This window comes from Aliivibrio salmonicida LFI1238, assembly GCF_000196495.1.
Lineage (GTDB): Bacteria > Pseudomonadota > Gammaproteobacteria > Enterobacterales > Vibrionaceae > Aliivibrio > Aliivibrio salmonicida.
This window is the reverse complement of record NC_011312.1, coordinates 69,801-84,957: the sequence shown is the minus strand read 5'-3', so window position 1 is coordinate 84,957 and position 15,157 is coordinate 69,801. Positions and strand designations below refer to the sequence as shown.

General features: G+C 40.9%; 15 protein-coding genes and 1 pseudogene. 10 read left to right on the top strand and 6 right to left on the bottom strand.

What is annotated here, in order from left to right; translation table 11 throughout:
• Positions 1-40 precede the first annotated feature (40 nt).
• Entirely contained in the window at positions 41-598 is a 558-nt protein-coding gene (locus VSAL_RS00525; RefSeq protein ID WP_012548978.1) for a Sua5/YciO/YrdC/YwlC family protein, read from the bottom strand.
• A 201-nt stretch (positions 599-799) separates the two neighbouring features.
• Between VSAL_RS00525 and purE the strand changes: the two genes are divergently transcribed.
• Entirely contained in the window at positions 800-1,285 is a 486-nt protein-coding gene (purE, locus tag VSAL_RS00520) for a 5-(carboxyamino)imidazole ribonucleotide mutase (RefSeq protein WP_044583150.1), read from the top strand.
• Positions 1,286-1,287: 2 nt separating this feature from the next.
• A complete protein-coding gene (locus tag VSAL_RS00515) occupies positions 1,288-2,403 on the top strand; it encodes a 5-(carboxyamino)imidazole ribonucleotide synthase (protein WP_085941829.1) in 1,116 nt (371 codons plus the stop codon).
• A gap of 39 nt (positions 2,404-2,442) precedes the next feature.
• Here the strand turns inward: VSAL_RS00515 and VSAL_RS00510 are convergent, their stop codons facing one another.
• The 4 genes from VSAL_RS00510 to VSAL_RS00495 are packed head-to-tail and all read right to left on the bottom strand — an operon-like array spanning position 2,443 to position 5,677.
• Positions 2,443-3,012, bottom strand: a complete 570-nt coding sequence (locus VSAL_RS00510) for a DNA topoisomerase family protein (protein WP_012548975.1) — start codon at positions 3,010-3,012, stop codon at positions 2,443-2,445.
• A gap of 9 nt (positions 3,013-3,021) precedes the next feature.
• Positions 3,022-3,495: a DUF494 family protein gene (locus VSAL_RS00505; RefSeq protein WP_012548974.1), complete on the bottom strand. Its 474-nt coding sequence runs from the start codon at positions 3,493-3,495 to the stop codon at positions 3,022-3,024.
• Positions 3,496-3,497: 2 nt separating this feature from the next.
• Positions 3,498-4,607, bottom strand: coding sequence for a DNA-processing protein DprA (dprA, locus tag VSAL_RS00500; protein ID WP_012548973.1), 1,110 nt, complete (start codon positions 4,605-4,607; stop codon positions 3,498-3,500).
• 8 nt (positions 4,608-4,615) lie between these two features.
• The gene (locus tag VSAL_RS00495) at positions 4,616-5,677 is read right to left on the bottom strand and encodes a LysM peptidoglycan-binding domain-containing protein (protein WP_012548972.1); all 1,062 of its coding nucleotides are present in this window, start codon (positions 5,675-5,677) and stop codon (positions 4,616-4,618) included.
• Between the two features lie 117 nt (positions 5,678-5,794).
• On the opposite strand from VSAL_RS00495, the gene def reads away from it, so the two are divergent.
• The 8 genes and pseudogenes from def (at position 5,795) to VSAL_RS00455 (ending at position 13,803) form a co-directional block, all read left to right on the top strand.
• Positions 5,795-6,304, top strand: coding sequence for a peptide deformylase (gene def / locus VSAL_RS00490; protein ID WP_012548971.1), 510 nt, complete (start codon positions 5,795-5,797; stop codon positions 6,302-6,304).
• A 20-nt stretch (positions 6,305-6,324) separates the two neighbouring features.
• Positions 6,325-7,272 carry a methionyl-tRNA formyltransferase gene (fmt, locus tag VSAL_RS00485; RefSeq protein ID WP_023604459.1) on the top strand — a complete coding sequence of 316 codons (948 nt, stop codon included), beginning with the start codon at positions 6,325-6,327 and terminating at the stop codon, positions 7,270-7,272.
• A 102-nt stretch (positions 7,273-7,374) separates the two neighbouring features.
• Positions 7,375-8,655: a 16S rRNA (cytosine(967)-C(5))-methyltransferase RsmB gene (rsmB, locus tag VSAL_RS23155; protein WP_044583361.1), complete on the top strand. Its 1,281-nt coding sequence runs from the start codon at positions 7,375-7,377 to the stop codon at positions 8,653-8,655.
• A gap of 24 nt (positions 8,656-8,679) precedes the next feature.
• Positions 8,680-10,056, top strand: coding sequence for a Trk system potassium transporter TrkA (trkA, locus tag VSAL_RS23150; RefSeq protein WP_012548968.1), 1,377 nt, complete (start codon positions 8,680-8,682; stop codon positions 10,054-10,056).
• Positions 10,057-10,058: 2 nt separating this feature from the next.
• A complete protein-coding gene (locus VSAL_RS00470; RefSeq protein ID WP_044583149.1) occupies positions 10,059-11,528 on the top strand; it encodes a TrkH family potassium uptake protein in 1,470 nt (489 codons plus the stop codon).
• A gap of 55 nt (positions 11,529-11,583) precedes the next feature.
• Complete coding sequence (gene tnpA, locus VSAL_RS00465) at positions 11,584-11,898, top strand: IS66 family insertion sequence element accessory protein TnpA (protein WP_012548925.1); 315 nt, start codon at positions 11,584-11,586, stop codon at positions 11,896-11,898.
• Positions 11,895-12,242 carry an IS66 family insertion sequence element accessory protein TnpB gene (tnpB, locus tag VSAL_RS00460; RefSeq protein ID WP_012548924.1) on the top strand — a complete coding sequence of 116 codons (348 nt, stop codon included), beginning with the start codon at positions 11,895-11,897 and terminating at the stop codon, positions 12,240-12,242. The genes tnpA and tnpB overlap by 4 nt, the downstream gene beginning before the upstream one ends.
• Positions 12,243-12,313: 71 nt before the next feature.
• Positions 12,314-13,803: pseudogene (locus VSAL_RS00455) on the top strand (IS66-like element ISVsa2 family transposase).
• Positions 13,804-13,815: 12 nt separating this feature from the next.
• Here the strand turns inward: VSAL_RS00455 and VSAL_RS00450 are convergent.
• On the bottom strand, positions 13,816-15,153 hold the full coding sequence (locus VSAL_RS00450) for a hypothetical protein (RefSeq protein WP_044583148.1): 1,338 nt from the start codon (positions 15,151-15,153) through the stop codon (positions 13,816-13,818).
• Positions 15,154-15,157 lie beyond the last annotated feature (4 nt).

Genomic DNA, 15,157 nt, shown 5'->3' with positions numbered 1-15,157 from the left:
TAAACTGAACTAACCTTACCTGAAAGAAATAGTAGATGCATTAGCCTTGGCGTAATGTCTCTCCAGTTTTTGCATCACGGATTTCTGTTGGTTGAGTTCGGTTGCCAATTTCGCCTTGAAAAACCACCACGCCTAAATCACCTAGCTGCTCTTCAACTTCTAAAACCGTTCGGCAAGGTTCATAACCTGAAAGATTTGCACTAGTTGACGTAATCGGCTTCCCAAACGCAGAACAAATAGCTTTAACTTGAGGGTGAGCTGAGACTCTAACGGCAATACTATCAAACTGGCCAGTCACTAAAGGTAACGTGTTCTTATTAACAGGGACAATCCAAGTTACGGGACCCGGCCAAGTGAATTTAATCCTATTAATTTGATCATTATTTAATTGCGCTAAATCAATATAAGGAAGCAATTGATCAATAGAGGCCGCAATTAAAATCAACCCTTTTTCTCGCGGGCGTTGTTTCACTTTTAATAATTGATGGAGTGCAAATTCATTATCCGGATCACAGCCAACACCAAAAACCCCCTCCGTAGGATAGGCAATTACACCACCGTTATTTAAGGCTTTTACGACTTGATCTAGATTCTTCACTCTTGCACCATTATTAACTCTATTAATCGCTCTATTCTATTCATAAGACGAAATCAAACAACCGCTTTCCATTTTTCAATTGTGAATAATCGTTAATAACTTGTACTTTTCCTAACGCAAACGTTTTCCTTCCTATTAAATAACCGTATAATGCTGCCAACTTTTTATATATTGCCATTATCTTTATCCAAGGAGTTCACAATGAAAGTCGGTATTATCATGGGTTCGAAATCAGATTGGCCAACAATGAAACTAGCCGCTGAAATGCTTGAGCGTTTTAATGTTCCTTACGAAACCAAAGTGGTCTCTGCTCATAGAACTCCACAATTACTTGCTGATTATGCAACTCAAGCAAAAGATCGCGGTATCAAAGTTATTATTGCAGGTGCTGGTGGTGCCGCTCACCTCCCAGGCATGGCAGCTGCATTTACGAGTATTCCTGTTTTAGGCGTCCCTGTTCAATCAAAAGTATTAAAAGGGATAGACTCTCTACTTTCTATCGTTCAAATGCCAAAGGGGATCGCTGTAGGTACACTCGCGATAGGTGAGGCTGGCGCTGCAAATGCAGGTATCCTCGCAGCTCAAATCATTGGTACGTCAAATGAAGCAGTAATGGCAGCAGTAGAAGCCTTCCGTAAAGAACAAACAGATACTGTCTTAGCAAATCCAGATCCATCAGAGGATTAATGATGAAAGTTCTTGTACTCGGTTCTGGTCAACTCGCTCGCATGATGTCTTTAGCGAGTGCTCCACTAAATATCGACATTATCGCTTATGATGTGAACAACAACAAAATTGTACACCCATTAACGCAACAGGTCATGGATACGACTTTAGAGCAAACAATTAATAGCGTTGATGTTATTACCGCAGAATTTGAACACATTCCTTACGACATCTTAGATATTTGCAGTCAAAGTGGTAAGTTTCAGCCAAACCCCGAAGCCATTAAAGCTGGCGGCGATCGTCGTATTGAGAAAACACTACTTGATAATGCCAATGTGGCCAATGCAACACACCATATAATTACAACTAAGCAAGAGTTCTTAGACTCAATTAGTAGCGTAGGTCTTCCTATGGTGTTAAAAAGTGCTCTAGGTGGGTACGACGGAAAAGGGCAATGGCGCTTAAAGGAAGCTTCTCAAATTGATCATATTTGGGAAGAAATGAATGAACTAATTCAGAGCACACCAAATCAAGCCATCGTTGCTGAGCAATTTATTCCGTTTAATCGCGAAGTTTCTTTAATTGGTGCCCGTAATAAGAATGGCGATATAGTGACATACCCATTAACAGAGAACGTTCATGTTAATGGTGTATTAGCGTTATCTACCGCATTAGAAGGAACAAGCTTATTACAGCAACAAGCTGATGACATGTTCTCTGCAATCGTGAATGAACTCGATTATATTGGCGTACTTGCTATTGAGTTTTTTGATGTAGATGGTCAACTGCTCGTTAATGAAATTGCACCTAGAGTACATAACTCTGGTCATTGGACCCAACAGGGAACCGATGTATGTCAATTTGAAATGCATATTCGTGCAGTATGTAATTTACCATTAGTCGGAGCAGAATTGATTCGTTCAACCGCCATGATTAATATCTTAGGTGAAGACTCTTTACCGAAAGAACTCCTCACTATGCCTCATTGCCATATTCACTGGTATGGCAAAGAAAAACGTGTTGGTAGGAAGATGGGACATATAAATGTATGTGCATCATCACCAGAGGCTTTAGAAAAAGAATTAATGGCACTCTCTGAATTATTAGATAAAAATGCATTTCAAGTATTATCAAAATAAACAGATACACCTCAATAGAATAGAGCATTCATCAATGCTCTATTTTTTTATATCTTGTACCACACTGCACTTTTTATCTGCACAAACCAATTTTAAACCTGTTGCTATTTCTTTTCTTAGCAACAACTCAAAACCACACTGCTGACATATGCCTTTTTCTGGCGCAAAATTAACAACAAAACGACAAACAGGATAAGCATCACAAGCATAGAAAGTCTTACCAAAACGAGACTGTTTCTCATGTAAAGATCCAGAATGACAACTAGGGCAAGCCAATAGCTCTTTAGGTTCTTCTTTTTTCTGTTCTAACGATTCAATATGAGAACACTCTGGGTATGAAGAACACCCTATAAACATTCCATATCGGCCTTGTCGTAAAACAAGTTCACTGTCACATTCAGGGCAGGGAATACCAAGCTCTTTAACTACATGACCGTCATTACTTTTAAGAGGGCGAATATAATCGCACTCAGGGTAATTACCACAACCTAAAAACGGACCACGCTTACCATAACGAATGGCAAGTTCACCACTGCATTGTGGGCAAGATTCATGATCTAATGCATGTTCATGCGCTTGAAACAGTTGCTTGTTTATTTTACCTGACATTCATTAACCTTAATGAGTCATACCTGTATCTGAAGTATAAAGTAACTCTTCCATCTGGGTATACGCACTTTCTTGTCCTGGTACATTAAATAGCACCATTAAGATAACCCACTTCAGATCATCAAGAGAAAGATCTTCCGTTTCTAACGTCATGACTTGTTCAATGACCATTTCACGAGTTTCACACGTTAATACTTTAATTTGCTCAAGGAACAATAAGAACCCACGGCAAACCGTATCAATACCATCAATTTCTTGCTGAGTATAAATTCGCATGGCCGTCGACGTACTCTTAGCAATATGCTCATGAGAGTCAGTTTCTTGTAAATGAGCAAGGTCTTCTAACCAATCAAGCGCTTTATATATCGCCTCTTGGTGAAACCCTGCTTTTAGTAATTCGTCTTCTAGTTTTTCTTGATCTACTGTTAATTCGATATCGCTATGGATATACGTTTCAAATAGATACATCAGAACATCCATCATGATTAGCCCCTCCGCTTTTTAATGTAACCCCCTGGGACTGCAGTGATGAAACCTTGCAACTCTAATTCAAGTAATTGCATCATGATTTCATGTACAGGCGTCTGACATCGCTCTGCTATTATATCAACAGGCGTCGCCTCTATGCCTACGGTAGCGAACACTTTGGGAAATGGCAATTGTTCTGTGACAACTTCTTGCTCAAAAAGCGAAGGTTGATGAGAGATTGCACAATAGGTTAATGCTCCGATCTCTTCAAAAATGTCTTCCGGTGACGAAACCAGCTTTGCACCGGCTTTAATTAAAGAATTAGAACCTTGAGCTGTAGGGTTATGTATTGATCCCGGTAAAGCAAACACTTCTCGCCCTTGCTCATTCGCATACCTTGCAGTAATCAAAGAACCAGAACGTTCAGCCGCTTCCACAACGAGTACCCCGGTAGATAACCCACTAATAATGCGATTTCGACGAGGAAAATTGTCCGCTCGTGGGGGAGAATCTGGCCTAAACTCAGAAACTAAAGCCCCATTATGAATCACACGATCAGCCAGCGTTCTGTGTTTTGCTGGATATACCTTGTTTAACCCAGAACCAAGTACTGCAATAGTTTGTCCTTTCGCTTCAATCGCCCCATGATGGGCGTATCCATCAACCCCTAGAGCTAAACCACTAGTAACGACATAATTATGCTGCACAATGGAAGCCGCAAATTGCTTCGCACATTCTAAACCTTCTAGGCTAGCATTACGGCTACCGACAATAGCCACTTGAGGTTCAGATAGCGCCAAAACATCACCTTTAACAAATAATACTGGCGGCGGGGCGCTTATTTCAGATAATAACTTCGGATAGCGAGGATCAGATAACGTTAAAATGGTATTAAGAGAATCTCCATCTTCCCACAATAAGCATTTATCTACTTCTTCATGATTCACAGCCTGGATGTAAGCAATTTGCGCACAAGAAAGCCCTATCGATTGCAATTTATCCTTATCGTACTTTACAATATTTTCAACAGAATCAATGGCAAGTAGGCGAGACATTACCTTCCCACCAATTCGAGGACAAAAGCACAGAGTTAACCATGCAGATAAGTGTTTATCTGAGTTAAACATCAATCCCTCTATTTTGTCTGTGGTGAGGTCACAATCATTCGCTTATGAATAGGCGTTTCACTGCGAGTTATTAACGCTAAACTAAATGATTCATAAGGACGAATCACTATCAGCTCTCCAACCACCGTTTCTGGTAACTGAATACTCTTTTTATTGTTTTCGTCATCATAATGATATTCACCTTTATCTCCTTTTACTGCGTACCCTTTTTCTTTTAATGCGAACATACTTCCTTGTTGTAACCCGTCATTTGTCCCTTTATCTATCACCGCCACTTGATTAACCGCCAAATAGTCTCCGCCATCAATAGAACCCAATAATGAAGCCTTACTATTTGTTGGTGCGGGCAACGGATAAAACGTAGTGGTTAGTGATAAGTTACTCTTACCGTCTAACGGTAAAACAATGTCATTTATCGTGATTTCTTGTTGTTGTTTAAGGACTCTCAATCCACTAAATTCTTCCGTGCTGTCTACCAATTCTGCAGTACCTATCGATTTCAGTGCGTACGCTTTTTCTTTATTATCTCTACGTTTAAATTCATTAATTACGCGATAAATACCCCATTCCTTATGTGAAAGTTCACCATCAACATAGACTCGCTCATTTGAACTAAGAAACTTACGTCCGTCACTCGTACCCAACACTCGATAAGCCGCTCGATAATTAACATCATCAATTAAACGATCTGATTTTAAATAGGGAACAACTAAACTCGGCGCTAACGTCGGAACCGCTTCTTTTTCTATGATCCGAGTTTTGGGTGATAATTTTTGCAACGGCTTAAGACTTAAAACAGGGTTTCCGTTATGCCAACTTAAGCTCAACTTATCTCCGGGATAAATTAAATGAGGATTATTGATATCAGGGTTAATTTTCCATAGCTTTGGCCAAAACCAAGGGTTATCAAGAAAGAGAGCGGATATATCCCATAACGTATCCCCTTTTTCTACGGTATACGTGTCAGGGTAATCCTTTTTTAACATCAACTTATCTTCGTTAGAAAAAGACAGTGGAGATAGCGTTATAGTGGTGAATAGTGAGGTTAATATCAGCATTTTTTTAAACATGATCCGCTTTCCTTGTCAGACATTCGAACCGATGCTGTCATTTGCTTAATAAAATGTCTAGAATTGGAGCTATTAGGTTTATGCCGTTTTCGGCGCAGTTCAATATTTAGAGTAATTATGGCCGTATTAGAAGTATTAACGTTCCCGGACGACCGTCTACGCACCGTAGCAAAACCGGTAAAAACAGTAACACCTGAAATCCAAACATTCATCGATGATATGATTGAAACCATGTATGACGAAGAAGGCATTGGCCTTGCTGCAACGCAAGTCGATTTCCATCAACGTATCGTGGTTATCGATGTATCAGAGACACGCGATGAACCAATGGTATTAATCAATCCTGTTATTACACAAAAAAGTGGTGATGACGGTATAGAAGAAGGTTGTTTATCTGTTCCTGGCGCAAAAGGAATGGTTCCTCGTTCTGCTGAAGTGTCAGTAACGGCATTGGATCGTGATGGAAATGAATTTAGCTTTGATGCTGATGATTTACTAGCAATCTGCGTGCAACACGAATTAGATCACCTTGAAGGTAAATTATTCGTTGATTACTTGTCGCCATTAAAGCGCAAACGCATCAAAGAGAAGCTAGAAAAAATCAAAAAATTCAACGAAAAAAATTAGTCATGATGACCGAGGTTAACTTGAACAAACCCTTACGCATTATATTTGCAGGTACGCCTGATTTCGCGGCTCGCCATTTAGCCGCTCTACTTGATTCTCATCACGAGATTATTGGTGTTTATACACAGCCAGATCGCCCTGCGGGTCGAGGGAAGAAACTCACGGCAAGTCCTGTGAAAGAATTGGCACTAAAACATGCGATTCCAGTTTTCCAACCAGAGAACTTTAAAAGCGATGACGCGAAACAAGAATTAGCTGACCAAAATGCAGATTTAATGGTTGTGGTTGCTTATGGTTTATTATTACCACAAGCAGTGCTTGATACACCAAAACTCGGTTGTATTAATGTTCACGGTTCTATTTTACCTCGCTGGCGTGGTGCCGCTCCTATCCAACGTTCAATTTGGGCTGGCGACGCAGAAACTGGCGTGACAATTATGCAAATGGACATCGGTTTAGATACTGGTGACATGCTAAATATCACCACACTGCCAATAGAAGCGACCGATACAAGCGCATCGATGTACAACAAACTTGCAGAGCTTGGTCCTATTGCTTTAGTTAATTGCTTATCAGATATTGCAAACGGCAATGCCCTTGCAGAAAAACAAAATGATGAAAAAGCCAACTACGCAAAAAAATTAAGTAAAGAAGAAGCTAAAATCGATTGGACAATGGATGCAGAGACGATTGAACGTTGTGTTCGAGCGTTTAATCCTTGGCCGATGAGTCACTTCTCTGTGGACGATAAAGCCATCAAAGTATGGCAGTCCCGTGTTGAAACCTACGAAGGTGATGCAACGCCAGGTACGATCATTCAGGCAGATAAAACGGGTATTTATGTAGCAACAAGCTCAAATGCGATCGTATTTGAACAACTGCAAGTACCCGGAAAGAAAGCAATGGGCGTTCAAGATATTTTGAATTCTCGTAAAGAATGGTTCGAAGTGGGTAATACACTGAACTAACTCTTCAAAACATAAAAAAGGTGGCATAATCGCCACCTTACTTTTTAAATGGCAAATATCGTATTTGCCATTTTATTTTGCCAATCATATTTAGGTGATGACATGAACGTTCGTGCTGCGGCAGCCAAAGTTATTTATCAAGTTGTCGATCAGGGTCATTCTCTCTCTTCAGCGCTTCCAAAGGCTCAATCTGAGATCAAGCCTCGTGACCAAGCCTTATTGCAAGAAATTTGCTACGGCGTACTGCGCTTTCTTCCTCGTTTAGAGTCGGTTGCTCAATCCTTAATGGATAAACCATTAAAAGGAAAGCAACGTGTTTTCCATCATCTGATCCTAGTTGGTATTTATCAACTTAGTTTCATGCGTATTCCTGCACACGCTGCGGTAGGCGAAACCGTTGAAGGCACTAAAAACCTAAAAGGTCCAAAACTGCGTGGTTTGATCAACGGTGTACTTCGAAGCTACCAACGTAGCCAAGAAGAATTAGATGCAAAATCAATCAGTCACGATTCAGGTAAATACGGTCACCCTGGTTGGTTGCTAAAAATGCTAAAAGAAGCGTACCCAACACAATGGGAATCGATTGTTGAAGCAAACAACAGCAAAGCACCTATGTGGTTACGAGTTAATAGCCAACACCACACTCGTGATGAATACATTGCATTACTTGAAAAAGAAGAGATTGCAGTAACCCCTCACAGCCAAGCAACAGACGCTTTGTTATTAGATAAAGCGCGTGATGTATTTACATTGCCAGGCTTCGAAAAAGGGTGGGTATCCGTACAAGATGCCGCTGCACAGCTATCTGTTGAGTATCTACAACCACAAGATGGTGAGCTGATTTTAGATTGCTGTGCCGCTCCAGGTGGTAAAACGGCGCACATTCTAGAGCGCACTAAAAACACCAACGTTGTCGCTATTGATTGTGATGAAACTCGCTTAACCCGTGTTTACGAAAATCTAGAACGTTTAAATCTTGAAGCTAAAGTGATTTGTGGCGATGCTCGTCACCCTGAAGAATGGTGGCAAGGTGAACAATTTGATCGCATTTTATTAGATGCGCCTTGTTCTGCAACCGGAGTTATCCGCCGCCACCCAGATATTAAATGGCTACGTCGTTCAGAAGACATCAAGGCACTTGCAGAATTACAAAGTGAAATCTTTGATGCAATGTGGCTACAACTAAAATCAGGCGGCACCATGGTGTATGCAACTTGCTCAATCACACCACAAGAAAACGGTGATCAAGTAAAAGCCTTTTTAGAACGTACTGAAAACGCGTCTCTGGTGGATAATACAGACCCAGCAAAACCTGGACGTCAAATTCTTCCTGGTGAAGAAAATATGGATGGCTTCTATTACGCCGTTCTACAAAAAGCATAATCGACTCACGAGCGAGCAATCGGTATGAAAATTATAATCTTAGGTGCAGGGCAGGTTGGCGGCACATTAGCTGAAAACTTGGTGGGCGAAAACAACGATATTACCGTTGTAGATAAAAGCTCAGAGCGATTACGTGAGCTGCAAGATAAGTATGACTTACGCGTTGTTCAAGGGTTTGCTAGCCATCCTGATACTTTGAGAGAAGCAGGGGCACAAGATGCGGACATGTTGGTTGCTGTCACCAACTCTGACGAAACGAATATGATCGCTTGTCAGATCGCATTTACCTTATTTAATACACCAAACCGTATTGCTCGTATTCGTTCACCAGAATACTTAAAAGAAAAAGAACGTTTATTCCAATCTGATGCAATTCCAGTGGATCACTTAATTGCTCCTGAAGAATTGGTTACCGGTTATATTGAACGTTTGATTGAATACCCAGGGGCACTGCAAGTGGCTAGCTTTGCTGAAAAGAAGGTCAGCTTAGTTGCGGTAAAAGCCTACTATGGAGGCCCATTGGTTGGTAATGCGTTATCAGCGCTTCGCGACCACATGCCTCACATTGATACACGTGTTGCAGCTATTTTCCGTCAAGGACGTCCTATTCGTCCGCAAGGAACAACCGTTATTGAAGCGGATGATGAAGTTTTCTTTGTTGCGGCAAGTAATCATATTCGTTCTGTAATGAGTGAATTACAACGCCTTGAACGACCATATAAACGCATAATGATCGTTGGTGGCGGTAATATTGGTGCCGGTTTAGCAAAACGTTTAGAACAGAATTACAGCGTAAAACTGATCGAACGTAATTTAAAACGTGCAGAGCAATTATCCGAATTACTCGAAGAAAGTATCGTTTTTTGTGGCGACGCGGCAGATCAAGAGTTGCTCAGTGAAGAACACATCGACCAAGTGGATGTCTTCATCGCCGTAACCAATGAAGATGAAGCGAATATTATGTCTGCCATGCTCGCCAAGCGCATGGGAGCCAAAAAAGTAATGGTACTGATCCAACGCAGTGCTTACGTCGATTTAGTTCAAGGTGGAGTGATCGATGTTGCTATTTCTCCACAACAAGCAACCATCTCAGCCTTACTAACCCATGTTCGTCGTGCTGATATCGTCAATGTATCCTCTCTTCGTCGTGGTGCTGCAGAAGCGATAGAAGCCATTGCGCATGGTGACGAAACAACCTCTAAGGTCGTCGGGAAAGAAGTACAAAATATTAAACTTCCCCCGGGTACCACCATTGGTGCCATCGTTCGTGGCGAAGAAGTTCTCATCGCACACGATAAAACCGTGATAGAACAAGATGATCACGTTGTTATGTTCCTAGTGGATAAAAAATACGTTCAGGATGTTGAACGCCTATTCCAACCGAGCCCGTTCTTTCTGTAATTATGGTCAATTATAAACCGATCTTATTTGTTATAGGGCTTGTGCTGTCTAAGCTAGCCCTATTCATGTATATCCCAACTCTTGTTGCTCTTTTTACTGGTACAGCTGGCTTTATTGAGTTTGCACAAGCGGTTGCTATTACTCACATAGTAGCATTTGCTTGTTTAACTTTTGGTCGCAGTAAACAGTTTAAAATGAGCGTTCGGGATATGTTCCTTATCACGACACTAGTCTGGACAATTGCCAGTGCCTTTGCTGCTCTGCCTTTTGTCTTCATCAACCACATCAGTTTTACTGACGCGTACTTTGAAACAATGTCAGGTATTACAACGACAGGTTCGACTGTTCTCAGTGGTCTTGATGAGATGGCTCCAAGCATTCTATTGTGGCGATCGACGTTGCAGTGGTTAGGTGGCGTTGGCTTTATCGTAATGGCAGTGGCCGTACTTCCAATGCTGAATGTCGGTGGTATGAGGCTTTTCCAAACGGAGTCCTCCGACTGGTCAGATAAAAGTGCTCCTCGAACTAAATATGTCGCAAAATACATTGTAAACGTGTACTTAACCTTAACTTTACTTTGTTTTCTAAGTTATCTCGTTACTGGTATGACACCGTTCGAAGCCATAAACCATGCCTTCACTACGCTATCGACAGGAGGGTACTCTACCTCTGATAGCTCAATGAATCGCTTCTCCAATAGCACCCATTGGGTTGCAGCCTTCTTTATGTTTACCGGCGGTTTACCATTTTTACTTTTTATCCAAGTATTGAAAAAACGAGATCCAAAAGTCCTATTTAAAGATGCCCAAGTTATTGGTTATCTCAAACTCATATTAATCACTAGCTTATCGGTAGCCGCGTGGTTGGTTTATCATAATGACTATGAAATTATGGATGCCTTGCGAGTGTCCGTATTTAACATCATTTCAGTGATTACGACGACGGGATTTGGTTTAGATGACTTTACCGCTTGGGGCGCATTCCCAGCAATTATCTTTGCTTTTGTTATGATGGCGGGCGCATGTTCAGGATCAACGGCTGGTGGGATAAAAATATTCCGTTTTCAAATAGCAGCAACCATGTTGAAAAAACAAATGATGAAGCTAATTCATCCATCCGGTATTTTTGTTCAACGTTATAACGGACGACAAGTTACTGACGATATCGCACGCTCTGTCGTTGCTTTGGTTTTTACTTTTTTCTTAACCATCATCGTTATCTCTGCATTGTTAGGCAGTTTAGGGCTTGATCCAATAACGAGCATAACAAGTGCCGTCACGGCAGTTGCCAACGTAGGTCCCGGGATGGGGCATATTGTCGGGCCAACAGGTAACTTTTCGACCTTACCTGATACGGCTAAATGGATATTAAGTATTGGAATGCTAATGGGCCGACTAGAAATATTAACGGTATTGGTTCTTTTCTTCCCTGCTTTTTGGAAAGGGTGTAAGCGTGCGGGGAACTACACCTAACAAATAAAATTCATTATGCGTATCTTACGATCTTTCATTTAACGAGAACGTAATTATGCAAAAAGATAAAAAGAGAACACCAGAGCAATGGCACGCTCTATTTGAATCTCAGCAATCTAGCAAGCTTAGTGCCGCTGAATTTTGTCGTAACCATAATATTCTGCCAAAGACATTTAGTGCACGTAAAGCACGATGGAAACAAAAGATTAACGCTTCTACTTTCTTGAAAGTAGAAGCGTTAACATCAACTATCATCGCCACTCCACAATTACCAGATATTCAACTTTCTATCGGAAAATTGCGATTAACATTGCCAGCTAATACTGAACCTCACTGGATAGGACTCTTATTAAAAGGGTATCAATCATGAATGTATTTACTGATGTTTCCACCATTTATCTTCATCGTGATTTTGTCGATTTTCGCAAGGCCATTAATGGCCTTGTCGTGATTGTTGAGCAAGAAATGCAACTATCACCGTTTAGTGATGCTCTATTTATATTTTGCAATAAGCCTCGTGATAAACTCAAAATATTGTATTGGGATAAAACAGGATTCGCTTTATGGTACAAGCGATTAGATGAAGACCGCTTCAAATGGCCACGAAATATAAATAACGATACGTTAGCATTATCAGAGCAGCAACTGACACTGCTATTACAAGGTTTTGATATCTTAGGACATCAACCGGTACATTATCAAACAACCCTTTAAATAGTTGATTCTCAGTCAAGAATAGGAGGCAACCGATTGATTACCTGTATTATCGTTATATAGTCATCTACATGACTGATAAAATAAAACCACTTCCTGATACCATTGACGAGCTGAAAGCACTTGTGCTTCAGCTTGAAAATAAATATAACCGTCTTCTAGAGCAATTTCGGCTGGCTCAACATCAGCGCTTTGGTAAAAGCAGTGAATCTGACTCGACTCAATTTGATTTATTCAATGAAACAGAAGAAGAAATCATCATTGAAAATGATGACACACAAACGATTACCTACACTCGTCAAAAGCCAAAACGCCAACGCTTACCTGAAGACTTACCGCGTACTGTTATTATATCCACGACATAAAAGATAAAACTTGTAAGTGTTGCGGTCTAGAGATGCATGCGATGGGTAAAGACATCAGTGAAAAGTTGGAATTTGTACCAGCTAAAGTGGAAGTTATTCAACATGTTCGTCCTAAATATGCTTGCCGAAATTGTGAAAAAAACAATACTTCAGTAGACATTAAACAAGCCCCAATGCCAGCGTCACCAATCCCTAAAGGGATTGCGACCGCAAGTTTACTTGCTCAAATTATTACGGCTAAATTTCAATACAGTCTTCCACTTTATCGTCAAGAAACGTTATTTCAGCAATGGGGTATCATTATTGGACGGCGAACGATGGCGGATTGGTTAATAAAATGCTCGGTACTATTTACCCCTCTTAATAACGAGTTACATCGTATTTTGCTTGAACAACCCACTCTGCATTGTGATGAAACAACGGTAAATGTGTTGGATGTTGAAAAAGCAAAATGTTATATGTGGGTCTACTGCTCTGGCTATGATTCTCCAGGCTCTGGTGTTTTGCCTGGAATTGTACTTTATGATTATCAATCTAGCAGGCATGGCTACCATCCAGTTAACTTTTTAAAAGGTTATAACGGGTATTTACATACCGATGGTTACCAAGGTTATGAACAAACTGAAGCGATGTTAGTTGGCTGTTGGGCACACGCACGTCGACGATTTATTGAGGCTCAACGTGTTCAAGTAAAAGGGAAAACAGGGAGTGCAGATTGGGTATTGAGTAAAATCCAAAAGCTATACCGGATCGAATCGTTATTAAAAGAGGCTTCCCCTGAAGCCAAGTATGTTGCTAGGCAGACAGAAGCCCGCGATTTACTTAAAGAGCTCCGTGATTGGCTTGATAGCGCAGTTAGTCGAGTATCACCTAAAACAAAATTAGGTGAGGCGATTAGCTATACATTAAATCAATGGGATAAATTAGTTCGTTATATTGATGATGGATTGTTATCTATTGATAACAATCGAGCAGAGCGAGCGGTTAAACCGTTTGTTATCGGCCGGAAAAACTGGTTATTTTCGGGTTCAACGGCTGGTGCAGATTCAAGTGCAATGCTTTACAGCATTGTAGAAACAGCAAAGGCAAACGGATTAATCCCTTACGATTATATTAGGTATTGTCTAGATCGTTTATGTGTTGGATCGCCAGATATCGATTCACTTTTACCTTGGAATGTAAAAGACAAGGTGTAGTTCCCCGCACGCTTACGTCTCAATAAAATACTTACCTTTAGGATCCGGTGAAAGAATAAATAGTCCATTTGGCGCACTAGGGAGCGTAAACTCAGGAAAGGCGATGTCATTAATGTTTGCAAACGTGATAGTCGGGTTAGCCACAGATGCCGATGACGTCGCCTGTACTTGTGCTGCGGATGTTGTCGACTTTACTGCCGTTGCATTCGCTTTTAATGTCGAGTTATTGACCGTATTAACAACATTGAGAGTTAACTTGTTGCTTGCTGTGATGGAAGAGTTTATCTGTCCCGATACGCCCGTTTTCACTCGTCGACTTGCCGTTCGTGTGTAGGGGAGGTAATCAGGACCCCACGAATCATTCAGCGTATAGTCGAAATACGTCGTATACTCATCAAGTTGATACCCTCTGTTTGTCAAGGTATTTGCAGTAATGGTTACCTTGTTTCCTGCTATTTGACTGGCATCATTTAAGACGGTCCCAGCGCCAATGGTTAGATCTTTTTTCGCAATAATACGCCCAGTAAAAGAAGCAGACTTTAATCGAGAGCCTTCTTTCAATGCGATAACAGTAAAATCACGATAACTTGGTTCTATATTATAATGGGTTGTGCAATGTTTTCCAGAGCTTGCATCATTACCTGAGTCTCTACAAGTTTGAGATTGATAAACTTTAGGCTCATGCTCTGTGCCTTTCGTATTATAGACGCCAGTGTACTGAGCACGCTTATCCTCAGCCGTCGTGTTTTCTACTTCCAGAGTAGTGCGTTTATTTGTGAGAGTATGAGTGTAAATATCAATATTCCCCCCTAAAGACTCAATAGTTCCAGAGCTGTTCGTCACACTGTTATTTTGGTGTTTAGCCACATTTTTTGCAATCAGCAAATCATGACCAACCACAATATCAGACGTATTGTGCAACGTGTTGGAGTACAGATTTGCATTATTGCCCGCGTATATTAGCCCTTGGTTATTGATATCACTTGCTACTGTCGTGGTTAGATCACCAAGCGCAATCAATCCCCCTTTATTTACAATTGAATTTACAGAGAGACCTAAATTATCCAGCGCTTGAAGCGTACCTAAGTTCTCGAACTGCATCGCCGAGAGACTGACATTTTGCCCTGATATCGTGCCTGATGAGTTATGAGTGAAATTATTGGTTAAAGATACGGTAGTATCACCACTTGCGGTCAATGTTCCACTGTTCGATAAACTTTCGGCAGATAAACTCAAGTCTTGCCCAGCAATGACTTCTGCATTATTGGTGACGGATGATGCCGATATATTGAGATTACCTTGCGTTTCTATATTGCTTTGAATATCTAATGCATTCGTGTTGAGCTGCAACTCA